The organism is Pseudomonas sp. Tof1 (assembly GCF_055390395.1).
Genome location: NZ_AP024344.1, coordinates 2,654,439 through 2,679,159 on the forward strand (window position 1 = coordinate 2,654,439; position 24,721 = coordinate 2,679,159).

Here is a 24,721-nt window from a genome sequence, read left to right on the forward strand (position 1 = left end):
TGTTCCAACCCGGTTGCGGATACCTGCTGGCCGCAGCCCTGGCCGGCCTCACCTGGGCCTGTCTCTGAAGCCGGTGAGGGGCACGGCCCTGGTCGCTCTGACTCAGATCCAGAGATCGTTGGGCGCCGTCAGCTCGCCGCCCTCATGGCCTGTGTTCACAATGCCCCGCGGCTCGATGATCATCAGCCGGGCCTCGCTGTCGGCGGCCGTCCGGTGTTCCACGCCGCGCGGCACCACATACAGCTCGCCCGGGCCGACGTACACGCTGCCATGGGGCAGATCGATGCGCAGGGTCCCGTCCAGCACGATGAACGCCTCGTCGGTTTCCGGGTGGGAATGCCAGATGAACTCACCCTCGATGCGCACCACCTTGAACTGATAGTCGTTCATCTCGGCGACCACTTTCGGACTCCAGTGCTCATCGATCAGCGACACCTTGTGGGCCAGGTTCACGGCTTGCAGGCTCGGCTCGGGCAGGGAATGGGACATGACGAATCCTCTTTATGAATGGGAGCCGTCAGTCTAGCCAAAGGCTGATCAGTGGCACTTGTACGATCCTGCAAGTCGGCCGCTGGCTCGCAGGCGCTCCAGCCAGCGTGAAGGCGGGACTCCGTAGCAGCGGGTGAAGTGGCGGGTCATGTGGCTCTGGTCGTGGAAACCGCTGATCAGGGCGGCGTCGACCAGGGTGAAACCGTCGAGGATCAGTCGGCGGAACTGGTCCAGGCGGCGCAGGGTCACGAAGCGATAGGGGCTGGTGCCATACAGGACCCGGAAATCCCGGGACAGGCTCCAGCGCTCGCGGCCGCTGACGTGCTCGAGCATCTCCAGGGTAATCTCCTGGTTCAGGTGCGCCACGATGAACTCCCTGGCCCGTTCGGCCGCCGGGTAGTCCAGGCGCTTGCGTCCACGGGGCTTGCCGGCGACCGCCCGCAGGGCCATGGCCAGGTCGAACAGGGCGTCCTGTTCCTCCAGGGTATCGAGCGGATGATCCATGCCTTGCACGAACGCCTCGCTGGCGTGATACAGGCGCGGATCCTGGGAAAGCCCGCCGGCGATGTACGGCAGCGGCTCGCCGCCGAGCACCTGCTGGATCAACGCCGGGTCGACGTAGGCCATGCGATAGCGAAAGCCGGCCTCGGTACCGGCCATGCCGTCGTGCAGCTCATCGGGGTGCAGGACGAGGGTGTTGCCGGGGATGCCATGGCGCAGCGAGCCCTTGTAGTGGAAGCTCTGCACGCCGGCGAGCGTGCGGCCGATGGAATAGGTGTCATGGCGGTGCGGATCGTAGCCGTGGCCGCCGAACCAGGCTTCGATCCGTTCCACTCGTCCGGGTTGTGCGTTGCGTACCACCCAGTCCGAGACGGGGGGCGGTGTGTCTGTGTCCATCAGTGCGATATCCGGGGGCGGGTGTCAGGCGCCACGATACCCGTGATGGCCGGTTGGCGTCAGCCCCGGCTCCCTTACAACCACTGGGTGCAGCCCATGACCACCAGCGGCAGGGTGATGCCCGCGAGCAGGGTCTGGCTGGCGATGATGCCGGCCATCAACGGCGCATCGCCACCCAACTGGCGGGCCATGATGTACGAGGACGACGCAGTGGGCAGTGCCTGGAACAGGATAGCGGCAATCGCGGCTTCGCCACGCAGGCCCAGCAGGTGGCAGATCAGCAGGGTCGTCAGGGGCATGGCGATGAACTTGGCGACTGACGAAACGCCCACCGGTCGTAGCCAACTGCGTGAGGCGGCGAGGTCCAGGGCGGCCCCACGCAGAGCAGGCCCAGGGGCAGTGAGGCCTGGCCCAGCGCCTTCAGGGTCGGTTCGAGGCCGGCCGGCAAGCGGGTACCCGTGAGCTGCATGAGGATGCCCAGGGTACAGGCCACCACCAGTGGATTGAGCGCGAGCTGCCGGGCCACGCCTGCCAGGCCGAGCCTCGTACCACTCCCATAACGGGCGAAGACCAGTACGCAGAGGATGTTCACCGTGGGCACGATGGCTGCATTGGCGACTGCGGCCAGGGCGATGCCGTGGCTGCCGAACAGCCCGGCGGCAGCGGAGACTCCGACGTAGTTGTTGAAGCGCACGCCACCCTGGAACAACGAGGTGAAGGCCGGGTCGTCGACGGCCAGGTTGCGTCGTAACAGTACCAGAATGGCCGCTACCGCCAGGGTGGGCAGCACCAGCGCGAGAATCATCTCCCTGACCGGAATGTCGCCCAATTGCGCGCTGGACAGGCCGTGGAAGAACAGCGCCGGCAGCAGCACGTAGTAGCCCAGGCGTTCGGCCTGGGGCCAGAAGCCTTCGGCGAGAAAGCGGGCATGTCGCAACCACGCTCCCAGGGCGATCAGCAAGGCGATGGGCACCAGCGCCAGGATCAGCGTGGCGTTCATCGACAGGCTCCCGGTGCCGGATGAGGGCGCTGTCGGGTTTTCTCCGCGGTGAGGGTCGGTTGATCGGTGGTAGCAGGCATGGCGCTCTCGGATGGCAACGAAACGCCCCACGATAGCGTTCACGATCGACAATAAAAAACGATATAAAATTGCCGCTAGCTTGATAATTTCTCATGGGTTGTCGCGTGCCCGGCCTGGGTGCGCACCGCTTGCACGAGGGCCTGGGCCGAGCGTCCCGCCGGGCGATCCTCGCGTTCGAGCAGAACCACCGTGCGCATCTGCTGCGGTTCGCCGAAGGGCAGGCAAAGCATCTTGCGCGATGCCGGCAGGTTCTGCCGCGACAGCGGGATGATCGACACACCCAGACCGCTGGCGACCATCTGCAGGATGGCGTCCTGGCTGTCCAGTTCCATGCTGGTCTGTACCCGTATGCGCAGCCTGCGCAGTTCCCGCTCTATCGTCCTGCCGGCCCAGGCCCGGCGGTCGAAGCGGATGAACGGGTAGTCCTGCAGCAAGCCGCGCGGATCGCGGCAGGGCAGGTTGGCCGGGGCGACGATCCAGAACCCTTCCTGGTACAGCGGGGTACTGACCAGCCCGAAGGGGTAGGGCTTGACCGGCTCGGTGGTGATGGCCGCATCCAGTTCGCCGTTGTCGATGCGAATGGCCAGCTCAGCGGACATGCCGGACGCCACGTTCACCCGCAGGTGCGGATGTTCGGCGCTCAGTGCCGCCAGCGCGGCCGGCAGGAAGCCGGACAGGGCTGTGTGGATCGCGCCGATGCGCAAGGTGCCGCGCAGCTGTGAACCGTCGCTGAGGTCGGCGGCGATGCTGTCGTGGATCGCCAGGATCTCCCGGGCCCGATCGAGCACCAGGTGACCGGCCGGCGTCATTAGCGGGATACGCCGGGTGCGGTCGAACAATGGCGCGCCGAAGGTGTCCTCGAGGCTCTTCACGTGCAGGCTGACCGCCGATTGCGTCAGGTGGATGGCTTCGGCGGCACGGGCGAAGGAGCCGTACTGGGCAATGGCGACCAGGGTGCGGAATTCGCGTAGGGACATTGGGCGTTGCTCCGGGGATCAGTGGCCATTGTGCCCCAATTGATCCCCGGGCATGTACCGCCTCAAGCGGTGGCTACTGCGGAGTCGGGTTGCAGACCGGCGTGATCGGTTCACCGGCGAGCACCTTGCGGGCGAAGGGAATCGAGTCCTTCAGCGAGGCGTTGACCGTGCCGCTGTGTTCCAGCCCGGCATACACATGGGCCTCGACCACGCTGCCCGCCGCGCAACTGTCGCGGGCCAGGCTGCTCTGGCTTTGCGCGGTGGTGCTCGGGTCGGTCTCGCCGGCACCGATGAAGATCGGCTGCTTGAGCTTCAGTGTCGGGAAGTCGATCGCCTGGATCCACGGCCGCAGTTTTGCCGCGGCTTCGGCGCTGGGTTGCTTGCGGGGGTTGGCGAGGGTCCGACCGCTGAACACGGTGTCTGCCTCCAGCGCAGCCAGGCAGCTGGTACGGGCCTGCTCCACGAACGGCAGGGCCTCGCGGGTGAAATAGTCCTGCGGATCGATGCTCGGGTCGTACTGCTGTTGCGCGAGCAGGGTGTAGAAGCCGTAGGCGAGGGTTTCATCGACCTGGTTCGGGTCCTTCGGTGGGCGGGTTTTGTTATCGGTGATCTTGTAGATCACCCCGGTGGCCACCGTGCCCTTGACGCCCAGGGCCGGGCTGTAGTCCGGCGCATAGGCTGCCGCCGCATAGGCTCCGGCGCCGCCTTGCGACTGGCCGACGATCAGCACCTTGTTGGCCAGCCCCGGTGTGCCGGCGATCACCGCACGTGCGGCATCGAGAATGCCGTAGGCGGCCACGCGGCTGTTGAGCAGCGGATGCCCGCCGGGCACGCCCAGGCCCTGGTAGTCGGTGGCGACCACGGCATAACCCTCGCGCAGCCAGGCGTTGAGGTAGTTGACGTCACGGATCGAACGACCGGCCCAGGACGGCGCGCAGATATCCGCCACGCCAACCGTGCCATGGCCCAGGACACCACCGGCCAGCCACCGGTGGGAGCCTTGCCCTTGGGCAAAAACAGCGCGCCGGACACCACGATCGGCGTCTTGCCGTCGATGCCGTTGGTGGAGCTGTAGAGGATGCGTTGCTGGGCGCCGGCCTCGGCCAGGCTCAGTTGTACCGGCAGAGGCTCGCTGCGCAGCAGCTTGCCGGGTTGGGCCGGAATCTCCTGTTGCCAGGTGTAGAAGGGCGACACGCGGCCATCGCCCTGTTGCGGATCCGGGCGTGGCGCATGCACGGCGGCCAGGGTCTGCAGCGACAGGGCGAGAAGGCCGGCACCGCAGGCCAGCTTGAACGGCAGTTTCATGGATTGCTTCCTGGTTGGATGAAGACGTCGGCAGGGCTCAGGGGCCCGGCCAGTAGTCCTTGGGGGCCCATGCGGCATGCCCTGGAGCGATATTGGCGAAGCCGTCCTGGCGCGGCTGTGCCGGAGCCAGGATCACTGCGCCACCGAACAGGGCGGCCAGGATCAGTAGGCGTGCTGCGTCAGCGGTTCTCATCATCGTGTCGCTCCATGGGCACCGGGCGGGCCGGCAGTCCCGGGGGTGAGCAGGATGTGTGCCAGCGCCCCGGGCAAGGCTGCAGCCCTTGCAGGACGTGGCCTGCGGGAACGGCAGGGATGGGCGGGGAGAGGCGGATGATGGTGGGGAAGCATCGATTGCTGCTGGCCTGCTGCCTGTGCAGCAGCGCCGTCCCGGTTCATGCCTGGCCTGCCCGGGCAGGAGAAGATTTTCGAACCGTTGTGGCGGATCAGGACCTGCGCTCCATGCCGATCGGCCGATAGTCCAGTGTCCTCTCCGGTCTTGCCTGTGCTATCGAGAGGATCAGGCAAGAATACGACCGGATTGCGCTACTGCGGTCCGCCGCCTCCCTGTGAATATGGGTAGCCGGGTCGTTGCCGCGTGCAACCGCCCGTTCGATTCACGGCCAGAGGAAAATTCCGATGCAAGTGCATGCCTATGGTGCCCATGCGGGCGATAAACCACTCCAATCCCTGCAGATCACCCGTCGTGCGCCCGGTGCCCACGATGTCCAGATCGACATCGCCTTCTGCGGCGTCTGCCATTCCGACCTGCACCAGGTGCGTTCCGAGTGGGAGGGTACCCGTTATCCCTGCGTACCCGGCCACGAAATCGTCGGTCGCGTCAGTGCGGTCGGCGCCCACGTCAGCGGCTTCAAGGCCGGCGACCTGGTCGGGGTCGGCTGCATCGTCGACAGTTGCAGGCATTGCGCCGACTGCGACGAGGGCCTGGAGAACTATTGCGACGGGATGATCGGCACCTACAACTTCCCGACGCCCGATGCCCCGGGCTGGACCCAGGGTGGCTACTCGGAAAAGATCGTCGTGCATGAACGTTATGTCCTGCGCATCGCTCACCCGGAAAACCAGTTGGCCGCTGTTGCGCCGCTGCTGTGTGCCGGCATCACCACCTATTCGCCGTTGCGGCACTGGAATGCCGGGCCCGGCAAGAAGATCGGTGTGGTCGGTATCGGTGGCCTGGGGCACATGGGTATCAAGTTGGCCCACGCCATGGGCGCGCACGTGGTGGCCTTCACCACCTCGGCCTCCAAGCGCGAGGCCGCCCAGGCGCTGGGCGCGGATGAAGTGGTGGTGTCGCGTGATGCCCACGAGATGGCCGCCCATGCCAAGAGCTTCGACCTGATCCTCAACACGGTGGCTGCCCCGCACGACCTCGATGCGTTCCTGGTCCTGCTCAAGCGTGACGGTGCCCTGTCGCTGGTCGGCGCACCGGCTTCGCCGCATCCGTCGCCCAACGTGTTCAACATGATCATGAAGCGTCGCACCATTGCCGGCTCGATGATCGGCGGCATCCCCGAAACCCAGGAAATGCTGGATTTCTGCGCCGAACACGGGATTACCGCCGACATCGAACTGATCCGCGCCGACGAGATCAACGATGCCTACGAGCGCATGCTCAAGGGCGAGGTGAAGTACCGTTTCGTCATCGACAACGCCACCCTGAACCCGCAGCGCTGATCGCCGACTGAAGTGCAAACGCTGTTCGCCAGCCAACAGTTGGCGGGCAGCGATGCTGGTTTAGCAGCAGGCGCGTTGCGCTGATATGTTGGCAAGTCATTGTATTTCAATGATTTTATGGTTGGCATGAAGTCTGCCATGTACACCTGGAAAGTTTATGAATTCCAGGGGCACACGTGAGCGCTAGTGAATACCAACTGATTGCCAGGGGCCGGGAGAGTGCTGCCGTGCCGGTGCCTTCCCACGCGCCAACCCTCTCCCCGCTGCCGTCCTTGGCCTGCGATATCGCGTTGGAGTTCCGCGGCGTGACCAAGTGCTATGCCGGCAATGGGCGGCACACCTCGAACAATGCCGTGGAGCACGTGAGCCTGGCGGTACGGCGCGGCGAAGTGCTGTGCCTGATGGGTACATCGGGCAGCGGCAAGTCGACACTGTTGCGCCACGTCAACCGGTTGATCGAACCGAGCAGCGGCGAGGTGCTGATCGAGGGCACGGCCCTGGGCAGCCTGTCGGCCCAGGCGCTGCGCGAGTTGCGCTCGCAGCGCATCGGCATGGTGTTCCAGCATTTCGGCCTGTTGCCCCATCGCAGCGTGCGTGACAACGTGGCCCTGCCCCTCGAACTGCGCGGCGAGCCGGAGGCCGCCCGGCTGGCTGCGGCACAGCGACAATTGCAGGCGGTGGGGCTGGCGGAGTGGGGCGAGCATTTTCCCCATGAGCTGTCCGGCGGTATGCAGCAACGGGTCGGACTGGCGCGGGCGTTGGTGACCGAGCCCGACATCCTGCTGATGGATGAGCCGTTCAGCGCCCTGGACCCGACCATCCGCCGCGACCTCCAGGGGCGCTTCCTGCAACTGGTACGTGAGCGCGGCATCACCACCTTGCTGGTCACCCATGACCCGGGCGAGGCCCTGCGCCTGGCCGATCGCATTGCCGTGTTGCGCGCTGGCGAGCTGATCCAGGTCGGCACGCCGCAGGAACTGCTCGAACACCCGGCGGATGCCGGCGTGGCGGACTTCTTCGATGAGCGGCCGCGCGCTGCCGCGCCGTTGGCGGTGCCCGGCGCGCCAGAGGACGCAGCACCGGCGCACGTGACGCAGACCGTATCGGGCAAGACGGGCCTCACTTCCTGGCTGCTGGGCCCGGCTGCGTTGGCCGCGGTCGGACGCAATGGGCTGTTCTGGCTGGCACTGCTGATCGAACTGGCATCGTTGGCATTGCTTGGCGGCAGTTGGCGCAGCGGTTCCAGCGTGGGCGTGGCCGTTGCCCTGGCCGTACTGCTGGGCAACCGCGCCGCCAGTGCCGGGTTGAGCCGTCACGCTCAGGGCCGTGCGCCGCACGCCTGGGCATTGCCCGCAGCCCTGTTGCTGGCAAGCCAGGTGCTGACCCTGTGGCGCGCCTTCACCCCTGACGCGGCCGGTGTCTGGCTGCAGTTTCCGGCCGACCGCGACAGCATGCTGGCGATTGCGGGTGGCATCGACCGGTTGATCGGCTGGTCCCAACTGACCTTCGAAAGCGCCTTCGTCGGGGTGATTGTCGCGGTGCGCTCGGTCATCGAGGGCGTGGAAGGCGCATTGAGCTGGATCCCCTGGCCGGTGCCTGCGCTGGCGCTGGTCTACCTGGCCTGGCGCAGCGCCGGTGCGCCGCTGGCCCTGACCTGTGCCCTGGCTCTGGGCTATATCGGCCTGTTCGGCTTCTGGGAACACACCGTCTCGACCATCGCCCTGGTTGGCGCCTCCGTGCTGCTGTCGCTGCTGATCGGCATTCCCACCGGCATCCTGCTGGCCAAGCGGCCCCTGGCGCGGCGCCTGATCACGCCATGGCTGGACGTCATGCAGACCCTGCCGACCTTCGTCTACCTGATTCCGGCGGTGGCGTTCTTTTCCGTGGGCAAGACGCCTGCGGTCATCGCCACGGTGGTCTTCGCCCTGGCACCGATGATTCGTCTCACCGCTCTCGGCATCCAGGAGGTGCCCAAGGCGGCGGTGGAGGCAGCCGTGGCCCATGGGGCGACACCCTGGCAGACGCTGACCCGGGTCGAGTTGCCCCTGGCGGCCGGTTCGCTGCTGCTGGGCGTCAACCAGACCATCGTCATGAGCCTGTCGATGGTGGTCGTCGCAGCGCTGATCGGCGCGGGTGGCCTGGGCTACGACGTCATGACCGCGCTGCGCAACATCAAGGGCGGTGAGGGCGTTCTCGCCGGCATCGCTATCGTTTTCTGTGCCCTGGTACCGGACCGGATCATCCAGGCTTCCCTTCGCAAACGTCATCGTTTCATTCAGGAGTAACCCCGTTCATGCCCAAGTTCCTCTCCCGCGCCCTGGCCGGCGCCGCTCTGCTGGGGGCCTTGCTGCCGGCCACGGCAGCACTGGCCAAGGACAAGATCGTCATCGGCGAGCAAAACTGGACCGGCGCCGTCGCCATCCAGTACATCCTTGGCGACATCATCAGTTCCCGGCTCGACGGCGATGTCTCCTATCTGGCCGGTGACGTGCCGGTGCTGTTCGCCGCCGCGGCCAAGGGCGATGGTTCGGTCGACGTGCTCACCGACATCTGGCTGCCGAACCAGTCGGCGGCATGGGCCAGGTACGTCACCGGCGGTACCCGTTCGCTGGTCCCCAACAAGCAGCCTTACCTTGGTGTGCAGGGCTTCTACATTCCCGGCTACATCCAGGACAAGTACGGTGTGAAGTCGGTCTATGACCTGCGCAAACCCGAGGTGGCCCAGCTGTTCGCGCCGCCCGGCGGTGGCCAGGCGCAACTGCTGGTGGGGCCGGCCGGCTGGGAGTCGACCTACATCGGCGAGATCAAGGCCAAGGACTTCGGCTTCGCCAGGAACTTCGAGTCGGTCTCCACCGAGGCCGCGGTCACCTACGCGCGCCTGGATGCCGCCTACAAGGCCGGGCGTGGCGTGGTGTTTTATGCCTACACCCCGGACTGGATCTTCTCCGCCTATGACCTGCGTCGCCTGGATGAGCCGCCGTTCGACGGCTACGCCCAGGACAACAAGAAGGGCGACCCGCTGTACAAGGCCGACGGCTGCTGGAAATTCATCAGCCCGACCGTCGATACCGACTGGCTGAACAAGAGCAGCATCACCTGCGCCTATCCGGATGCCAAGGTGCACATTCTCGCATCCGCCAGCCTGCGCCAGCGCGCGCCGCGTATCGCCGCGTTCCTCGAGAACGTGAGCATCGACCCGACCTCGCTGAACGAACTGATCCTGAAGATCGAGCGTGAAAAGCAACCGGCCGAGAAGGCTGCCAAGGCCTGGGTCGCGGCCAACCCGGCGACCGTCAACCAGTGGCTGCAGGCTGCTGGCGACAAGGTGGCGGCGCAATGAGCCGGCGCGCATTGACGCTGCTCGACGGCGGCATGGGGCGCGAACTCAAGCGTATCGGAGCGCCGTTCCGGCAGCCGGAGTGGTCGGCGCTGGCGCTGTTGCAGGGCCCGGAGCATGTGACCCGGGTACACCGCGCCTTTATCGAGGCCGGTGCCCAGGTGATCACCAGCAACAGCTACGCGGTGGTGCCGTTTCATATCGGTGAGGCGCGTTTCGCCAGCGATGGCCGTGGGCTGGCGGCGCTGTCCGGCCGACTGGCGCGGGAGGCGGCCGAGGGGACCGATGTGCGGGTGGCCGGTTCGCTGCCCCCGGCGCTGGGTTCCTATCGGCCGGATCTGTTCGACCACCAGCGTTCGCTGGCCATTCACCGTGAGCTGATTGCCGGCCTGGGCCCGCATGTCGACCTGTGGCTGGCGGAAACCCAGAGTTCCCTGGCCGAGGCCCGGGCGGTACGCGAGGCGCTGGGCCGTGACGACAAGCCGCTGTGGCTGTCTTTCACCCTGGTGGACGCCTTGCCAGATGATGTACCGCGCCTGCGCTCCGGCGAAAGCATCGAGCAGGCGGCGCAGGTGGCGCTGGAACTGGGTGCCAGTGCGCTGCTGTTCAACTGCAGCCAGCCCGAGAGCATGGGCCCGGCGTTGATCAGCGCGCGACAGGCACTCGCGGCGCAGGCCGGCGAACTGCAACTGGGGGTCTATGCCAACGCGTTTGCGCCGGTCAGCGAAGACGCCCAGGCCAACGACACCCTGCTCGATATTCGTGCCGACCTGGGCCCGGCGGCCTACCTGCAATGGGCGCAGCGCTGGGTCGATGAAGGCGCGCTGATCGTCGGTGGCTGCTGCGGTATCGGCCCGGAGCACATCCGGCAATTGAACGAGCACTTGCAAGCAGGGGAGGTGAGCTCATGAGCGGGTTACAACAGGCCACCTTCGGCGCGGGCTGTTTCTGGGGTGCCGAAGCGGCCTTGCGCGAGCTGCACGGAGTGGTGGACAGCCGGGTCGGCTACGCGGCGCAAGCGGGTCGCAGCGAGCCGCTGATCGAGGTGGTTCAGGTCGATTTCGATCCTGGCGTCATCGACTATCCGGCGCTGGTCGAGGCGTTCTGGGGGCTGCATGACCCGACGTCGCGGGACCGTCAGGGCGATAATATCGGGGTGAAATATCGTTCGGCGATCTTTGTCCACTCGCCGCAGCAGGCGGCCATTGCCGAATTGGCACGGGCGGAACTCGAGGCTTCGAGGCGGTTCAACCGGGCCATCGCCACGGTCGTCGTGCCGCTGGGAACGTTCGAGCTGGCGGCAGAGGACCAGCAGCGTTATCTGGAGAGAAACGGTCTGACGGCCTGCTCGATCAGCCACGCCTGAACCTTTTGCAGCTGTTGCTGCTCCTGCTGCCAGAGCCTCTGGAGGCTACAGGATCCGGCTCTGGCGGGCGGCCGAATCAATGGCTCGGGATGTTTCCGCTGACCCCGTTCGTGAATGAATCCGGACGCCGGATCGCCGGCTCCAGGCACGATCGTTCCATGTCGAAATCAGTTCGATGAGCGACGTGCTCAGGACATTTGCCTGTCGCTCAAAGTCCGTAAAGTGGCGTGCCGTCTCGTTGCGACGCTTTAGGGAAGAAAAACAATGCATAGCCTGAACCCCAAGGATTCCAACGGCCAATTGGCGCAGGGCTTCAAGCCGCGCCATGTCACGATGCTGTCTATCGCAGGGATCATCGGTGCAGGCCTGTTCGTCGGTTCGGGGCATGCCATTGCCGCGGCCGGTCCCGCCGTGCTGTTGGCCTATCTGTTTTCCGGGCTGCTGGTGGTGCTGGTGATGCGCATGCTCGGCGAAATGGCCGTCGCCAATCCCGACACCGGTTCCTTCTCCACCTACGCCGACCAGGCCATCGGCCGCTGGGCCGGCTTCACCATCGGCTGGCTCTACTGGTGGTTCTGGGTGCTGGTGATCCCGATCGAGGCCCTGGCCGCCGGACATGTGCTCAACCAGTGGTTCCCGGGGATCGATGCCTGGCTGTTCGCCCTGCTGTCGATCGTGCTGCTGGTGGTGACCAACCTGTTCAGCGTGTCCAAGTACGGCGAGTTCGAATTCTGGTTCGCCATGGCCAAGGTCGTGGCGATCATCGGTTTCATCGGCGTCGGTTTCGCCGTGCTGATGGGCTGGGTTCCCGAGCGCGAGGCCAGCGGCCTGAGCCGGCTCATGGCCGAGCACGGTGGTTTTGCGCCCAATGGCCTGTCGGCGGTGGTCGGTGCATTCATCACCATCATGTTCAGTTTCATCGGTACCGAGGCGGTGACCATCGCCGCAGCCGAATCCAACGATCCGTCGCGCAACATCGCCAAGGCGACCCGTTCGGTGATCTGGCGGATCGGCGTGTTCTACCTGCTGTCGATCTTCGTGGTCATCTCCGTGGTGCCCTGGAACGATCCGCAACTGACGACGGTGGGCTCCTACCAGCGGGCACTGGAACTGATGAACATTCCCCACGCCAAGTTCATGGTGGATGCGGTGGTGCTGATCGCCGTGGCCAGTTGCATGAACTCGTCGATCTATATCGCCTCGCGCATGCTGTTCTCGCTGGGCAAGCGCGGTGATGCGCCCCGGCCACTCAAGCGAACCTCGTCGGCCGGTGTGCCGCGTGCGGCGGTGATCGCCAGCAGTGTGCTCGGTGCCGGCGTGACCCTGTTCAGCTACTTCGCCCCGGCTGGCCTGTTCGATTTCCTGCTGGCCAGTTCCGGTGCAATCGCGCTGCTGGTGTACCTGGTGATCGCGATCTCGCAGTTGCGCATGCGTCGGCGCCTGCAGCGGCAGAACATCGAGCTGGCCTTTCACATGTGGCTGTTCCCGTGGCTGACCTACCTGGTGATCGCCTTCATCTGCGCGGCACTGGGGGTGATGATGGCAACGCCCGAGCACCGCACGGAAGTGACCTCGACCATCGTCCTGGCGTTGGCGATTTCCTTTATCGGGTTGGTGACGGCCCGCCAGCATGGGCAGCCGGAAAAGGCCAGCCTGCTGAGCGATGCCTGACAGGGTTGGATCAACTGCTGTCGCAGGGGTATTCGCAGGCTGTACGTCGCGCACTCTGCGACATCGCTCAGGACGAGCCGGGCGCCGTCGAGGCGCTCCACCATTCGCCACCGCCGTCGGCGTAGCGCCTGCGCATGTGGGCGGCCAGGGCCTGCAGGTCCCTGGGCATGCTCTCGTCCGGATCGGGGGCGGGCAGGGGCATGCGAACCTTCCACAGGTTGGCGCCCTCGATCAGGGCGAAGGCCTGGCCCTTGGGCAGGCTGACGACGTGGGCCGGCTCGATCAGCGGCACGCAGGTCGAACTGACCCGGTCCTGGGTGTTGCTGGTGAAGTCGGTGCTGCCCGACGCATCCGAGCTGTCGGTGGCACCGCTGACCAGGGTGGTCGAGTACACATCGACCTTGGGCAATTGTCGGGTCAGCAGTTCCGCCGTGGCGGTCTCGCGTACCCGCAGCATGAACAGATTGTTGAAGTTGCCGACCACCTGGCCGGCCTTGGCACGGTTGCCGAGCCGGGCCTCGATGTCGCTGAGGGTCTGGGTGTAGGCGGTGACCTGGATGCCGGCGCCGCCGCCCTTGTTGATCATCGGGATGAACTCCTCGCCCATCAGTTCGTTGAATTCGTCGGCGTGCAGGTTGATCGGGATCTTCTGTTCGCGGTCGGCGTGGGGCAGGCCGTCGTCGACGCCGAACTTGTAGATATGCCCGGCCACCGAGACCAGGTCGGCGAACATCGAGTTGCCCACCGCCGCGGCGACCTCCGGGTCGGACAGCGCATCGAGCCCGACATACACCACTGCGCGCTTGCGGATCACCTGCATCCAGTCGAAGATCGGCCGCGGATCGTCGAGGGCGCCGTAGTCCGGCGAGATCAGTTCGGCCATGCGTCCGGTGGTGAGTTTTTCCAGCAGCGGCAGCAGCGAGGCGACGATCTTGTCGAAGTAGGTCTTGTCATAGCGCACGGCCGAACGCAGGCCGTCCATCACCGGGTCGGCGACCCGGGTGCGCGACAGGTACTGGTCGATGGCCGTGACTCGTGGCTGGCGGCCGCGCATGTTGTGCGGGGTGGTCTTTTCGTTGAGCTTGCCTTCGAGGCCGGCGATCAACTCCCAGGCATCCGGGTCATGACGGGCGAAGTAGTGGTGGCTGTAGTCGATGAACAAGGCATCGATATTGATCACGTGCTGCTGGATCTTCAGGTAGTCCGGGCGGCTGCCCAGCTCCACCAGGGCCCGGGCGATGATATTGACGAAGCGCCAGGCGAACTCGCGGAACGCGGCGCTGCTGCCTTCGCCGGACAGTTGCCCGGAGATCCGGCTGGCCACCTCGGATATCCGGTCGAAGCGGCCGACGGCATTGTAGCGGGCTGAAATATCCGGCCAGCCGAGGTGGAACACATGGAACTCCTTGTCGCGTCCGGCGCGGCGCGCTTCCACGTACATGCGTTTGAGCAGGTCTGCATCGCCCTTGGGGTCGAAGACGATCACCGGTTCGAATTCCGTGCGCCCCTCGATGCGTTTGACCCGGCGAATGTCCTGGGTGATGAACAGCTCGGCCAGGCGAGTCTTGCCGACCCGGGTGGTGCCCAGCACCAGGCTGTGGCCGACGCGTTCGCCGAGGGGCAGTGACACCTCGACTTCATCGGGCTCCACGCCATGCAGGCGGGGCGAGCCGCCTACCGGTGGCAGCGGCCGTACCGGGTTCAACGGACTGTCCCAGGCGGTGAGGCGAGGCAGCAGGCTCAGGGGCAAACGCGCCTGTTCCAGGCGTCGTTCCAGTCGGCGGGCCTGCAGGAACAGCGGCGAAGGTTCGACATAGCGACGGAATTCCGGGCGGTAGGTCTGCATCAGGCGCTGGGTATGCCGTTGCTCCCATTTGAAACCCGCACCGACGAACAGCCGCTGGTGACTGACCGGGATGCGCTGGCTGGTAATGACATAGCGCGGCAGGCGCCGGATATTGCGGCGAAAGCGCAGTACCATCAGTGCCTGGCGCAAACGTATCCAGCCCAGCAGCAGATAACCCAGTGCCGTCAGTGCACCGAACAGCGGTGTCAGGCCAAGTACCCAGGGCGCGAACAGGCACAGCCCGATGCAGCCGGCGCAGACGGCGACGGTGTACAACTCCACGGCCGGGCGCAGCAGCACCTCGACCGTATGCTGTTGGGTCATGGGAGTGGCGCTCCGTGGTGATCTCGAAGGCCTAGGGTGGCAGGGTGGGAGGCCCTGCGCTGCGGTAAAACCGGAACGGGCCGGGCGGGTTTGGCCGTTCGCGGCCATCATGTGTCATTGCCCGATCCGCCAACCTTGTGTATTGCTACGCCTTTCGCCACGGACACCGAGAATTCCCATGCCCCGTTTTGCTGCCAACCTGAGCATGCTCTACCCGGAACACGACTTCCTGGATCGTTTCCAGGCCGCCGCCGCCGATGGTTTCGAGGCGGTGGAATACCTGTTTCCCTACGACTATCCCGTGCAGGAACTGAAACAACGCCTGGACGACCATGGCCTTCACCAGGTGCTGTTCAATGCACCGCCGGGCGACTGGGCGGCGGGAGAGCGCGGTATCGTTTCCTTGCCCGGCCGTGAGCAGGCGTTCCGCGACGGTTTTGCCAGGGCCCTGGAGTACGCCAGCGTACTGGGCAACCGGCATATCCATGTGATGGCCGGCCTGTTGCCCGCCGATGCCAGCCGCGAACGCCATCAGGCGACCTACCTGGAAAACCTCGCCCATGCCACTTCGGCGGCCGCCAAGGTCGGGGTGACGGTGCTGCTGGAGCCGATCAACCCACGGGACATGCCCGGCTTTTTCCTCAACCGCCAGGACCAGGCCCATGCCATTCGCGAGGCGGTCGGCGCAGCCAACCTGCAGGTGCAGTTCGACTGCTACCACTGCCAGATCGTCGAAGGTGACCTGGCCACCACCTTGCGCCGCGACCTGGCCCATATCGGCCATATCCAGATCGCCGGAGTACCGGATCGCCACGAGCCGGACCTGGGCGAGGTGAACTACCCCTGGCTGTTCGAACTGATCGACCAGTTGGGCTACCAGGGCTGGATCGGTTGCGAGTATCGCCCACGGGGCAACACCTCGGCCGGCCTGCAATGGCTGCGGGACTGGAAGGCCCGGCACTGACCGACGGGGGCTGTGTCACGCCTGGCGTTGCAGAAACATCGCCAGGCCGACTTCCTCCAGGTGCAGGCCCTTGCGCAGCCTCGGCTTGGGCAAGCTGGCCAGCTCACCGAGGACGAAGGCCTCGAGGACGCCGGGATGGATGTAGCACTTGCGGCACACGGCCGGGGTATTGCCCAACTGCCTGGCGACGCTCTTGACCGTTTCGACGATCTGCCGTTTGGCCTCGGCCTCCGGTTCCCAGTGCAGTTCACGCAGTACCGTCAGGGCCATGGCGCTGCCGGCCCAGGTGCGGAAGTCCTTGGCGGTGAAATCGGCACCGGTCAGTTCCTGCAGGCAGGCGTTGACGTCCGAGGAGCTGACGACATGCCGCTCGCCGTTTTCGTCCAGATACTGGAACAGGTGCTGGCCGGGCAGTTCCAGGCAGCGCTTGAGTACCGTGGCCAGGCGCCGGTCCCTGACCGTGACCCGGTGCTCGACGCCGCTCTTGCCACGGAACTGGAAGACGATGGCGCTGCCGTTGATCGCGACATGCCGGTTGCGCAGGGTGGTCAGGCCGTAGGAGCGATTCTCCCGGGCGTAGCGGCTGTTGCCGATGCGGATCAGGGTGGTGTCGAGCAGGCTGATCACCGTGGCCATGACCTTGTCGCGGTTGAACCCCGGTTTCGCCAGGATCATTTGCAACTGTTGCCGCAACTTGGGCAGCGCCTTGCCGAAGGCCAGCAGCCGGGCGTACTTGTCCTGATCGCGGATCTCCCGCCAACGCGGGTGATAGCGGTACTGCTTGCGGCCCCGGGCATCGCGCCCGGTGGCTTGCAGGTGGCCTTGCGGATCGGCGCAGATCCACACGTCGGTGTAGGCCGGGGGCACGGCGAGGGCGTCGAGGCGGCGGATCTCCTGCGGGTCGCGAATGCGCTCGCCCTCGGCATTGAAATAGGCGAACCGCTTGCGCCATTTCCTGCGGCGGATACCTGGCTGGGTGTCGTCGACGTAATGCAGGTCGGGTGACAGCTCGGCGGGGGCTGAAGCATCGGGCATGGCGGCGTCCTTGAAGGAGAATCAGACGGTATGACCGATTGACCGCGGCCGTGCCCGGAGGTGCCTTTTATCAGGCCAGTACCGCCACCGCCTTGATCTGTGCCCAGAGCCGCTGGCCGGTCCGCAGTTGCAACTGGTCGCGCGAGTAGCGGGTGATCCGCGCCAGCAGCGGGGTGCCGTCGGCATCCAGCCGCACCAGCACATGGGCCTGGTTGTCCGCGGCGGTTTCGCCGGTGACGGTGACCGGCAGGCGGTTGAGAATGCTGCTGTGTTCTTCCACCTGCAGGCTGAGGCTGACGTCGCGCGCCTGGACCTTGCAGCGCAATTGCCTGCCGATGGCCTGCGGGGTGTGCGCCACGCGGATGTTCGATGGGCTGCCGGGCAGTTGCAGGGTCACGAGCTGATAGTGCGGGTCGTAGGCGCTGACCTGGCCGGCGATCACCACGCCGGCGTCGTCGCCCAGGGCCAGGGGCAGGTCGAGCCGCGCCAGGGTGGTGCCGATCGGCCCGCTGGCCAGGGCCTTGCCGGCGGAAAACAGGACGATGTGATCGGCCAGGCGGGCGACCTCGTCCTGGGAATGGCTGACGTAGAGCAGCGGAATATCCAGCTCGTCATGCAGGCGTTCCAGGTACGGCAGGATCTCGGTCTTGCGCTGGCTGTCGAGCGCGGCGAGGGGTTCGTCCATCAGCAGCAGGCGAGGGCTGGTGAGCAGCGCCCGGGCGATGCCGACACGCTGGCGTTCGCCGCCGGAGAGGTGTTGCGGGTGACGCTCCAGCAGGTGGCTGATGCCCAGCAGCTCACAGGCCTGGCTCATGTCCACCCGCCGCTGGGCCCGGGGAATGCGGCGCAGGCCGAACTCCAGGTTCGCCCGCACCGAGAGGTGCGGGAACAGGCTGGCTTCCTGGAACACGTAACCCAGGGCGCGCTTGTGCGGGGGCACGAAGCGTTGGCGGTCGCTGTCCTGCCAGATTTCGTCGTTGACCTGGATGAAGGCCTGCGGGGCTTTTTCCAGGCCGGCGAGGCAGCGCAGGCAGGTGGTCTTGCCCGAACCCGAGGGGCCGAACAGCGCGGTCACACCGCGGCCGGGCAGGCGCAGGTCCAGATCCAGGGCGAAGCCCGGGTAGTGCAGTTTCAGGCGGGTCTGTATCGAGGCGGTCATGGCTCAGCTCCAGCCCATCCTGGTTTTTCTGCTCGAGTACAGCGCCAGCAGGACAAGGAAGGAGAACACCAGCATGGCGCCGGCCAGCCAGTGGGCCTGGAGGTACTCCATGGCCTCGACGTGGTCGTAGATCTGGACCGAAACCACGCGGGTCCGGTCCGGGATATTGCCGCCGATCATCAGCACCACGCCGAACTCGCCGACGGTGTGGGCGAAGCCGAGAATCGCGGCGGTGATGAAACCGGGACGCGCCAGCGGCAGGATCACGCTGAAGAAGGTGTCCCAGGGGTTGGCGCGCAGGGTCGCGGCCACTTCCAGCGGGCGGGTGCCAATGGCGCTGAAGGCGTTTTGCAGCGGCTGGACCACGAACGGCATCGAGTATATCACCGAACCGATGACCAGGCCGGTGAAGCTGAAGGTCAGGGTGCCCAGGCCGATGGCCTGGGTGAAATGCCCGATGAAACCGTGAGGGCCGAAGGCCAGCAGCAGGTAGAAGCCGATTACCGTCGGCGGCAGCACCAGCGGCAGGGCCACCACCGCGCCGATCGGCCCGCGCAGCCAGGATCGGGTGCGCGACAGCCACAGGGCGATGGGGGTGCCGACCAGCAACAGGATCACCGTGGTCAGCGACGCCAGTTTCAGCGTCAGCCAGATCGCGGCGAAGTCGGTACTGTCGAGCGGCATTTACAGGGCGTAGCCATAGGCGTGGATGATGGCCGCAGCTTTCGGGCCCTTCAGGTATTCCACCAGCGCCTTGGCGGCGGCATTGTCCTTGCCCTTGTTGAGGATCACCGCGTCCTGCCTGATCGCTTCATGCAGGTCGGCCGGGACGATCCACGCCGAACCGCTGGTGAGCTTGCCGTCCTTGTAGACCTGCGACAGGGCGACGAAGCCCAGCTCGGCGTTGCCGGTGGACACGAACTGGTAGGCCTGGGTGATGTTCTGGCCGGTGACCAGCTTGTCCTTGACCTTGTCGGTCAGGCCCAGCTTGGCCAGGACCTGGGTGGCGGCCAGGCCGTAGGGGGCGGCCTTCGGGTCGGCGATGGACAGGTGCTGGTAGTGATTGTCCTTGAGCACCTGGCCTTTGGCATCGACGTAACCGTCCTTGGCCGACCACAGGGCCAGGGTGCCGACGGCGTAGGTGAAGCGCGAGCCGGCCACGATGTCGCCTTCCTTCTCCAGTTTGGCCGGGGTGGTGTCGTCGGCGGCGAGGAACACTTCGAATGGCGCGCCGTTCTTGATCTGGGTATAGAACTGGCCAGTGGCGCCGTAGGCGGCGATCAGCTTGTGCCCGGTGTCTTTCTCGAAGTCGCTGGCGATCGCCTGGATCGGCGCGGTGAAGTTGGCGGCGACGGCCACCTGGACTTCGGCGGCCTGGACCGGGGCGAAGGCGAACACGCCGAGCAGGGCGGCGAGGCAGGTCGGGGCAAGGCGTGAGGCACGAGTGATCATGAAGCGGCTCCGTTCAAGGGGTGGGACGGGCGTCGCTTGTTATAGGACGTGTGCGGCGCCGGCTGGGATGAAACGCTATATAGGGAAATATATAGCGATTTCATGGCCATGGCGAGTGGGCCATCCCCCCACGATCAGCGGCCCTGCAACCTGGCCAGTGCCTGCTGCGCCAGTTGCCGGGTCAGTTCCTCGGCAGGCAATTGCACCCCCAGCCGCAGGGCCTGGCCCGACCACAGGTTGCTGAAGTCCGCCTCGGCCTTGGCCCGCAGGGGCATGAGCGCGCCGCCGGCCAGCGGGAACGCCGGCGCCATGTCGCTGATCGGTCCCAGTTCGCGCATGACCCGGTTCATGATCCCGCGCGCCGGGCGGCCGGTGAACAGGTTGGTCAGGGCCGTCTCGCTTTCCTTGGCGGTGCGCAGCGCCTGGTGGTGAGACGCCGAGACCTTCGCCTCCGGGGTGAACAGGTAGCTGGTGCCCAACTGCGCCGCGCTCGCGCCGAGCATGAAGGCCGCCGCGATGCCCCGTGCATCACCGATGCCGCCGGCGGCGATCACCGGGACCTTCACCGCGTCGACAATCTGCGGAACCAGGGCCATGGTGCCGACCTGGGTGTTGAGGTCGTTGCTCAGGAAAATGCCGCGATGGCCGTCGGCCTCGACCCCCATGGCGATGATCGCGTGGCAGCCGCGTTCCTGCAGCCAGAGGGCTTCATCCACGGTGGTGGCGCAGCCGACGAGGGTCGCGCCGGTGGCCTTGACCCGGTCGAGCATGGGCTGGGGCGGCAGGCCGAAGTGGAAGCTGACGATCTCCGGACGCAGTTCTTCCACCAGTTGGCAACTGCCTTCGTCGAAGGGCGCACGGCTGGACACCGGTGTGGGGGCGTTGAAGTCCAGGCCCTGCTCGCGGTAGTAGGGCGCCAGGCGTTCCTTCCAGCGCTTTTCCCGCTCCGGGTCCGGGGTGGGCATCGGGTGGCAGAAGAAGTTGATGTTCAGGGGAGCCTGGACCGCGCGGCGAAACGCCTCGGTGTGCTGGCGGATCTGTTCGGCGGTCAGCATGGCGGCGGGCAGGGAGGCCAGGCCGCCAGCCCTGGCGACCCCGACCAGCATCGCCAGCGTGGTCACTCCCGCCAACGGGCCCTGGATGATCGGTTGCTGGATGCCGAACAGCTCAAGCAGACGTGTGTCGGGCCAGTTGCTCATGACGACTTCTCTCCGGGCAGATAAGGGAATGACGACGGGAACAGCACAGGTTTGTATCAGGAATGCCATCGGCCAGGCCAGTGACTTCTGCGCCTGAACAGGCTCGGCGGCGTTGCGAAAGCCTCGGCCTGGTCGATCGAGCCGATATCACGACCCGGGTCGGATGCATTTTTGAGACGATCGGTCTATATTGTTCCCATGACGACCCGCAACGTTTTGCCACGCAAGCCCGGCCGCCCGCCGAAGGTGCCTCGGGAACACCAGCAGACCCGCGAGCTGCTGGTGCGCTGTGGTACGGAAATCCTCACCGAACAAGGCTTCATGAGCACCGGTATCGATGTCGTGCTCAAGCGGGTCGGGGTGCCCAAGGGCTCGTTCTATCACTACTTCGACAGCAAGCAAGCCTTTGGCCAGGCGGTGCTGGCCAATTACGCCGACTACTTCGCGCGCAAGCTCGACCGCTGGTTTTTGGACGAATCGCTGTCGCCCTTGCAGCGTCTGCGCGGTTTCGTCGATGAGGCCAAGGCCGGCATGGCCCGACACGCTTTTCGCCGCGGCTGCCTGGTGGGCAACCTGGGCCAGGAAGTGACCCAATTGCCGGACAGCTACCGTGAGCAGTTGGAGGCGGTGCTGCGCAGTTGGGAGCAGCGCCTGAGCGTTTGCCTGCAGGCGGCGCAACAGGCCGGTGAGCTGGCGGTGACCGCCGATTGTCCGGCCCTGGCGAGTTTCTTCTGGATCGGCTGGGAAGGCGCGGTACTGCGGGCCCGGCTGGTGGGAAGCGAGGCTCCGCTGGAGACCTTCATGCAGGGGTTCATGGGCAGCCTGACGCGGTAGTTTTTCAGGATTATTTCTAGACGATCGGTCTAAATTGGAGGTGAGCATGTTCAGCGGCATCCTGATCGAAAAGGACGAAAGCGGTTACCGGGCCAACCTGGCCTCTCTCGACGAAACACAATTGCCGCCAGGCGATGTGACGGTGCGGGTGGCCTACAGCACTCTGAACTTCAAGGACGGGTTGGCGATCACCGGGGCCAGCCCGGTGGTGCGCAGTTTCCCCATGGTGCCGGGCATCGACCTGGTGGGGACGGTGGAGCACAGCAGTCATGCCGACTATCAGGCCGGCGACTGGGTGCTGCTCAATGGCTGGGGTGTCGGCGAAGGGCATTGGGGTGGCCTGGCGCAGAAGGCCAGGCTCAGCGGCGACTGGCTGATCCCGCTGCCCAGGGGCTTTACCCCGGCGCAGAGCATGGCCGTCGGCACCGCCGGCTACACCGCGATGCTCAGTATCCTGGCGCTGGAGCGCAATGGCCTGACGCCGGACCAGGGCGAAGTGCTGGTGACCGGCGCCAACGGTGGTGTCGGCAGCTTTGCCGTGGCGCTGCTGGCCCGGCTCGGTTATCGGGTGGTGGCCTCGACCGGGCGCACCTGCGAGCATGATTATCTGCAACGGCTGGGCGCCGCCGAGATCATCGATCGCCAGACCCTGTCGCAACCGGGCAAGCCGCTGGCGAAGGAACGCTGGGCCGCCGCCATCGATTCGGTGGGCAGCCATACCCTGGCCAATGTCTGTGCCAGCACCCGCGCCAATGGCACCGTCGCCGCCTGCGGCCTGGCTCAGGGCATGGACTTTCCGGCAACGGTGGCGCCGTTCATCCTGCGTGGCGTGACCCTGGCCGGGATCAACAGCGTGACCCAGCCCAGGGCGCAGCGCATCCTGGCCTGGGAACGCCTGGCAAGAGACCTCGATCTCCAGCAACTGGCATTGATCAGCCACGAAATCGGTCTGCAGGAAGCCCTGGAGGTCGCGCCGCGCCTACTCGCCGGGCACGTGCGTGGACGAGTGGTGGTGGACGTCAACCGTTGAGGGCGGCACGGCGCAGGGTGAAGTTGATGCGCTGGGCCCCAGTACTGGATGGTGACCGTCCTTGACCGGCAGGATGCCGTGAAAGCGCAGGCGGTCGACGCCACCCCAGACCACCACATCGCCGTGCAGCAGCGGGATGCGCTGGCTCCTGTCGGCGCGTTCGTGGCCGCCGAACAGGAACATCGCCGGCAGCCCCAGCGAGACCGAGACCACCGGGGCGCCGAGATCGCGCTCGTTGCGGTCCTGATGCAGGGACATCTTCGCTCCCGGCACATAACGGTTGATCAGGCAGGCATCGGGTTCGAAGTCTTCGAAACCCGCTGCGCGGGCGGCGTCGACGGCCAACTGCCGAATCACCTCGGGCATCGCCGGCCAGGGCTGGCCGCTTTGCGGGTCGACGGCGCTGTAGCGATAGCCGTCGCGGTCGCTGGTCCAGCCCCAACGGCCACAACTGCTCAGGCTGGCCGACATGGTGAAGCCGCCGGGGGTGACCATCTGCCGAAGCGGCGCCTGGCGCAACACCTCGCGCAGGGCCGGGAGCAGTTGCTCGATCCGGGGCAGGGCAAAGCCGCGCAGCACCCACGATTGCTCGCCGATCCGCTCGTGGCGTTCGGGTTGGCGCAGTTCGTCGTCGGCAAACAGATCAAGGGTCATGCGCTGCTCGCGGCATTGTCCGGCGCGGCGCTTACAGCGCCTTGCTGACTTTCACGTCGGCAATCACATCGTCCTTGCCATGCACGGCTTCCAGCGCGGCACGGGCCTCGGCCTCTGTGCCGTTCTCCAACTGGGCGAACTCGAAACGGCGTTCACCGTTGAGGGTGTACTTGATGACGTATTTGGTAGTCACGGTCATTCCACTCACTAAAAGGAAAGGGGAGATTCAGCGCAGCTTCGAGGCGGAGCGACGGATGATGCGGATCGAATGCTTGAGGTTCGGCTTGCGGGTGACGCTGATGGCGCGCTTGGTCACCACGGTGTCCAGGGTGATGTTCCAGAAACCGGTGCTGGGCACGGTGATCCGGGCCGGGAAGGTGTCGAAGGCGCCGCCGTGGTAGGTGTGGCGGCCGCCGTTCTTGAAGCTGCGGAAGTTGGCGTCGCTCATCAGGCGGATGTTGCAGGTCTGGGAGCATTCGATCACGACGATGTCGTCTTCGTTGAGGTGCTCGCGCTGGTGGATGAATTTCATGACCGCCTCCAGAAGGCTTTTTCTACAAAATCAAAAAGATAGCATGTAGCGCAGCCTGGTTTTATCGCTGCGATGGATGGATTCTGCGGGTAGGGTGACAAGTCTGACGGATTACACCGGCTTGTCGCCATAAAAGTTGGATTAAATTCCTCTTCGCAACGGAGAAAAATCGCATTGATGCTGTCGGAGCGTCTTTATTGGAGGGTTTTTCATGAAGTGGGGCGCTTGGGTCGCTGCGATGTTGGCGTTGGGCGGATGTGCAAGTGTTTCGGAAATCCAGCAGACACCGCCGACGCTGAATGTGATTTCGGGCAAGAAGCCCAATGAATATGCCAGCTGCGTGGACACGATTCTGAACAAGAGCCGCGGTCCTTCGTTGCTGACCCCGCACAAGAGCGGGATCAGGATGGTGGTGCGCGATCGTCTGTCGAGTTCGCCGGCGGCCCTGCTCGATATCGAGGAGCGTTCGGGGGGCAGCAGCATCCGCCTCTATGAAAGCATGTCGAACAACCCGCTGCGTTCCAGCGCGGTGCTCGATGCGGCGACCCGCTGCATTTCAGGCCAGCCCTGAGGCCGGCCCGCCCACGCCGGTCACTTGCAGATCACGACCACGGTGCGGCTCTTGAAGTTGCCGACGTCCACGCCCAGGGTCTTGTCGCTTTCCTTCGGCTGCGGCGTGCCATCGGTGCCGACGATGGTGTAGCCGGTACCCGCGCAGGAATCATCGGCCTTTTCGTAGCATTTGGCCCAGGACATCGCTTCGCCGGAGCAATCGATTTCCAGGCCTTGCTGGCCGTTGTCCAGGTAGGTTTTGGAGGCCGTTGCGCATCCCGCCAGGGCCAGTACCGCGAGCAATGCCAGAAAACCCTTCATGTCG

At 65.6% G+C, this 24,721-nt stretch carries 23 protein-coding genes and 3 pseudogenes; 10 read left to right on the forward strand and 16 right to left on the reverse strand.

Annotated features, from left to right (window positions below):
* Positions 1–102: 102 nt before the first annotated feature.
* From ACZ5KU_RS12270 to ACZ5KU_RS12295, 6 genes and pseudogenes are all read right to left on the reverse strand, one after another.
* Positions 103–489, reverse strand: coding sequence for a cupin domain-containing protein (locus ACZ5KU_RS12270; RefSeq protein WP_054060782.1), 387 nt, complete (start codon positions 487–489; stop codon positions 103–105).
* A 48-nt stretch (positions 490–537) separates the two neighbouring features.
* On the reverse strand, positions 538–1,386 hold the full coding sequence (locus ACZ5KU_RS12275; RefSeq protein ID WP_054060783.1) for an AraC family transcriptional regulator: 849 nt from the start codon (positions 1,384–1,386) through the stop codon (positions 538–540).
* Positions 1,387–1,460: 74 nt separating this feature from the next.
* Positions 1,461–2,386, reverse strand: a pseudogene (locus ACZ5KU_RS12280) (AEC family transporter).
* Between the two features lie 155 nt (positions 2,387–2,541).
* Positions 2,542–3,444: a LysR substrate-binding domain-containing protein gene (locus tag ACZ5KU_RS12285; RefSeq protein WP_054060785.1), complete on the reverse strand. Its 903-nt coding sequence runs from the start codon at positions 3,442–3,444 to the stop codon at positions 2,542–2,544.
* A 73-nt stretch (positions 3,445–3,517) separates the two neighbouring features.
* Positions 3,518–4,749, reverse strand: a pseudogene (locus ACZ5KU_RS12290) (alpha/beta hydrolase).
* A gap of 37 nt (positions 4,750–4,786) precedes the next feature.
* On the reverse strand, positions 4,787–4,945 hold the full coding sequence (locus tag ACZ5KU_RS12295) for a hypothetical protein (protein WP_160319901.1): 159 nt from the start codon (positions 4,943–4,945) through the stop codon (positions 4,787–4,789).
* A 440-nt stretch (positions 4,946–5,385) separates the two neighbouring features.
* Between ACZ5KU_RS12295 and ACZ5KU_RS12300 the strand changes: the two genes are divergently transcribed.
* From ACZ5KU_RS12300 to gabP, 6 genes are all read left to right on the forward strand, one after another.
* Complete coding sequence (locus tag ACZ5KU_RS12300) at positions 5,386–6,441, forward strand: NAD(P)-dependent alcohol dehydrogenase (RefSeq protein ID WP_054060787.1); 1,056 nt, start codon at positions 5,386–5,388, stop codon at positions 6,439–6,441.
* A 227-nt stretch (positions 6,442–6,668) separates the two neighbouring features.
* The gene (locus ACZ5KU_RS12305) at positions 6,669–8,726 is read left to right on the forward strand and encodes an ATP-binding cassette domain-containing protein (protein WP_464737402.1); all 2,058 of its coding nucleotides are present in this window, start codon (positions 6,669–6,671) and stop codon (positions 8,724–8,726) included.
* Between the two features lie 8 nt (positions 8,727–8,734).
* Positions 8,735–9,781, forward strand: a complete 1,047-nt coding sequence (locus tag ACZ5KU_RS12310) for an ABC transporter substrate-binding protein (RefSeq protein WP_054062600.1) — start codon at positions 8,735–8,737, stop codon at positions 9,779–9,781.
* Positions 9,778–10,689, forward strand: a complete 912-nt coding sequence (locus ACZ5KU_RS12315; RefSeq protein WP_419736352.1) for a homocysteine S-methyltransferase family protein — start codon at positions 9,778–9,780, stop codon at positions 10,687–10,689. Before ACZ5KU_RS12310 ends, ACZ5KU_RS12315 begins: the two co-directional genes overlap by 4 nt.
* Complete coding sequence (gene msrA / locus ACZ5KU_RS12320; RefSeq protein WP_054059664.1) at positions 10,686–11,144, forward strand: peptide-methionine (S)-S-oxide reductase MsrA; 459 nt, start codon at positions 10,686–10,688, stop codon at positions 11,142–11,144. The genes ACZ5KU_RS12315 and msrA overlap by 4 nt, the downstream gene beginning before the upstream one ends.
* A gap of 264 nt (positions 11,145–11,408) precedes the next feature.
* Entirely contained in the window at positions 11,409–12,815 is a 1,407-nt protein-coding gene (gabP, locus tag ACZ5KU_RS12325) for a GABA permease (RefSeq protein WP_054059663.1), read from the forward strand.
* A gap of 67 nt (positions 12,816–12,882) precedes the next feature.
* Here the strand turns inward: gabP and traD are convergent, their stop codons facing one another.
* Positions 12,883–14,985, reverse strand: a complete 2,103-nt coding sequence (gene traD / locus ACZ5KU_RS12330; protein WP_054059662.1) for a type IV conjugative transfer system coupling protein TraD — start codon at positions 14,983–14,985, stop codon at positions 12,883–12,885.
* A 178-nt stretch (positions 14,986–15,163) separates the two neighbouring features.
* On the opposite strand from traD, the gene otnI reads away from it, so the two are divergent.
* Positions 15,164–15,949: a 2-oxo-tetronate isomerase gene (gene otnI / locus ACZ5KU_RS12335; RefSeq protein ID WP_054059661.1), complete on the forward strand. Its 786-nt coding sequence runs from the start codon at positions 15,164–15,166 to the stop codon at positions 15,947–15,949.
* Between the two features lie 15 nt (positions 15,950–15,964).
* On the opposite strand, the gene ACZ5KU_RS12340 is transcribed toward otnI, so the two are convergent.
* The 5 genes from ACZ5KU_RS12340 to ACZ5KU_RS12360 form a co-directional block, all read right to left on the reverse strand.
* Positions 15,965–16,984 carry a DNA topoisomerase IB gene (locus tag ACZ5KU_RS12340; RefSeq protein ID WP_054059660.1) on the reverse strand — a complete coding sequence of 340 codons (1,020 nt, stop codon included), beginning with the start codon at positions 16,982–16,984 and terminating at the stop codon, positions 15,965–15,967.
* A gap of 70 nt (positions 16,985–17,054) precedes the next feature.
* Complete coding sequence (gene modC / locus ACZ5KU_RS12345) at positions 17,055–18,143, reverse strand: molybdenum ABC transporter ATP-binding protein (RefSeq protein WP_054062597.1); 1,089 nt, start codon at positions 18,141–18,143, stop codon at positions 17,055–17,057.
* A gap of 3 nt (positions 18,144–18,146) precedes the next feature.
* Complete coding sequence (gene modB, locus ACZ5KU_RS12350) at positions 18,147–18,827, reverse strand: molybdate ABC transporter permease subunit (RefSeq protein ID WP_054062596.1); 681 nt, start codon at positions 18,825–18,827, stop codon at positions 18,147–18,149.
* Positions 18,828–19,595, reverse strand: a complete 768-nt coding sequence (gene modA, locus ACZ5KU_RS12355) for a molybdate ABC transporter substrate-binding protein (protein WP_054059657.1) — start codon at positions 19,593–19,595, stop codon at positions 18,828–18,830.
* A 134-nt stretch (positions 19,596–19,729) separates the two neighbouring features.
* Positions 19,730–20,794: an NAD(P)H-dependent flavin oxidoreductase gene (locus ACZ5KU_RS12360; RefSeq protein ID WP_464737233.1), complete on the reverse strand. Its 1,065-nt coding sequence runs from the start codon at positions 20,792–20,794 to the stop codon at positions 19,730–19,732.
* Positions 20,795–20,992: 198 nt separating this feature from the next.
* Here ACZ5KU_RS12360 and acuR point away from each other — a divergent pair, with 198 nt between their 5' ends.
* Together acuR and acuI are read left to right on the forward strand one after the other, a co-directional pair.
* Positions 20,993–21,628 carry an acrylate utilization transcriptional regulator AcuR gene (gene acuR / locus ACZ5KU_RS12365; RefSeq protein WP_464737234.1) on the forward strand — a complete coding sequence of 212 codons (636 nt, stop codon included), beginning with the start codon at positions 20,993–20,995 and terminating at the stop codon, positions 21,626–21,628.
* 46 nt (positions 21,629–21,674) lie between these two features.
* Entirely contained in the window at positions 21,675–22,658 is a 984-nt protein-coding gene (acuI, locus tag ACZ5KU_RS12370; RefSeq protein ID WP_419736341.1) for an acrylyl-CoA reductase (NADPH), read from the forward strand.
* On the opposite strand, the pseudogene alkB reads toward acuI, so the two are convergent.
* The 3 genes and pseudogenes from alkB to ACZ5KU_RS12385 form a co-directional block, all read right to left on the reverse strand.
* Positions 22,648–23,312, reverse strand: a pseudogene (alkB, locus tag ACZ5KU_RS12375) (DNA oxidative demethylase AlkB). The gene acuI and the pseudogene alkB overlap by 11 nt on opposite strands.
* A gap of 31 nt (positions 23,313–23,343) precedes the next feature.
* Positions 23,344–23,505: a hypothetical protein gene (locus ACZ5KU_RS12380; RefSeq protein WP_162491336.1), complete on the reverse strand. Its 162-nt coding sequence runs from the start codon at positions 23,503–23,505 to the stop codon at positions 23,344–23,346.
* A gap of 33 nt (positions 23,506–23,538) precedes the next feature.
* On the reverse strand, positions 23,539–23,844 hold the full coding sequence (locus ACZ5KU_RS12385) for a DUF1883 domain-containing protein (protein WP_017906757.1): 306 nt from the start codon (positions 23,842–23,844) through the stop codon (positions 23,539–23,541).
* A 211-nt stretch (positions 23,845–24,055) separates the two neighbouring features.
* Between ACZ5KU_RS12385 and ACZ5KU_RS12390 the strand changes: the two genes are divergently transcribed.
* On the forward strand, positions 24,056–24,415 hold the full coding sequence (locus ACZ5KU_RS12390) for a hypothetical protein (protein ID WP_273820493.1): 360 nt from the start codon (positions 24,056–24,058) through the stop codon (positions 24,413–24,415).
* A gap of 20 nt (positions 24,416–24,435) precedes the next feature.
* Here the strand turns inward: ACZ5KU_RS12390 and ACZ5KU_RS12395 are convergent, their stop codons facing one another.
* Entirely contained in the window at positions 24,436–24,717 is a 282-nt protein-coding gene (locus ACZ5KU_RS12395) for a hypothetical protein (RefSeq protein ID WP_054059652.1), read from the reverse strand.
* Positions 24,718–24,721: the final 4 nt, after the last annotated feature.

Excerpts from the sequence above, each read along its gene's own strand:
- ACZ5KU_RS12270 (WP_054060782.1), bottom strand. The coding sequence starts at position 489 with ATGTCCCATTCCCTGCCCGAGCCGAGCCTGCAAGCCGTGAACCTGGCC.
- ACZ5KU_RS12275 (WP_054060783.1), bottom strand. The coding sequence starts at position 1,386 with ATGGACACAGACACACCGCCCCCCGTCTCGGACTGGGTGGTACGCAAC.
- ACZ5KU_RS12285 (WP_054060785.1), bottom strand. The coding sequence starts at position 3,444 with ATGTCCCTACGCGAATTCCGCACCCTGGTCGCCATTGCCCAGTACGGC.
- ACZ5KU_RS12295 (WP_160319901.1), bottom strand. The coding sequence starts at position 4,945 with ATGATGAGAACCGCTGACGCAGCACGCCTACTGATCCTGGCCGCCCTG.
- ACZ5KU_RS12300 (WP_054060787.1), top strand. The coding sequence starts at position 5,386 with ATGCAAGTGCATGCCTATGGTGCCCATGCGGGCGATAAACCACTCCAA.
- ACZ5KU_RS12310 (WP_054062600.1), top strand. The coding sequence starts at position 8,735 with ATGCCCAAGTTCCTCTCCCGCGCCCTGGCCGGCGCCGCTCTGCTGGGG.
- ACZ5KU_RS12315 (WP_419736352.1), top strand. The coding sequence starts at position 9,778 with ATGAGCCGGCGCGCATTGACGCTGCTCGACGGCGGCATGGGGCGCGAA.
- msrA (WP_054059664.1), top strand. The coding sequence starts at position 10,686 with ATGAGCGGGTTACAACAGGCCACCTTCGGCGCGGGCTGTTTCTGGGGT.
- gabP (WP_054059663.1), top strand. The coding sequence starts at position 11,409 with ATGCATAGCCTGAACCCCAAGGATTCCAACGGCCAATTGGCGCAGGGC.
- traD (WP_054059662.1), bottom strand. The coding sequence starts at position 14,985 with ATGACCCAACAGCATACGGTCGAGGTGCTGCTGCGCCCGGCCGTGGAG.
- otnI (WP_054059661.1), top strand. The coding sequence starts at position 15,164 with ATGCCCCGTTTTGCTGCCAACCTGAGCATGCTCTACCCGGAACACGAC.
- ACZ5KU_RS12340 (WP_054059660.1), bottom strand. The coding sequence starts at position 16,984 with ATGCCCGATGCTTCAGCCCCCGCCGAGCTGTCACCCGACCTGCATTAC.
- modC (WP_054062597.1), bottom strand. The coding sequence starts at position 18,143 with ATGACCGCCTCGATACAGACCCGCCTGAAACTGCACTACCCGGGCTTC.
- modB (WP_054062596.1), bottom strand. The coding sequence starts at position 18,827 with ATGCCGCTCGACAGTACCGACTTCGCCGCGATCTGGCTGACGCTGAAA.
- modA (WP_054059657.1), bottom strand. The coding sequence starts at position 19,595 with ATGATCACTCGTGCCTCACGCCTTGCCCCGACCTGCCTCGCCGCCCTG.
- ACZ5KU_RS12360 (WP_464737233.1), bottom strand. The coding sequence starts at position 20,794 with ATGAGCAACTGGCCCGACACACGTCTGCTTGAGCTGTTCGGCATCCAG.
- acuR (WP_464737234.1), top strand. The coding sequence starts at position 20,993 with ATGACGACCCGCAACGTTTTGCCACGCAAGCCCGGCCGCCCGCCGAAG.
- acuI (WP_419736341.1), top strand. The coding sequence starts at position 21,675 with ATGTTCAGCGGCATCCTGATCGAAAAGGACGAAAGCGGTTACCGGGCC.
- ACZ5KU_RS12385 (WP_017906757.1), bottom strand. The coding sequence starts at position 23,844 with ATGAAATTCATCCACCAGCGCGAGCACCTCAACGAAGACGACATCGTC.
- ACZ5KU_RS12390 (WP_273820493.1), top strand. The coding sequence starts at position 24,056 with ATGAAGTGGGGCGCTTGGGTCGCTGCGATGTTGGCGTTGGGCGGATGT.
- ACZ5KU_RS12395 (WP_054059652.1), bottom strand. The coding sequence starts at position 24,717 with ATGAAGGGTTTTCTGGCATTGCTCGCGGTACTGGCCCTGGCGGGATGC.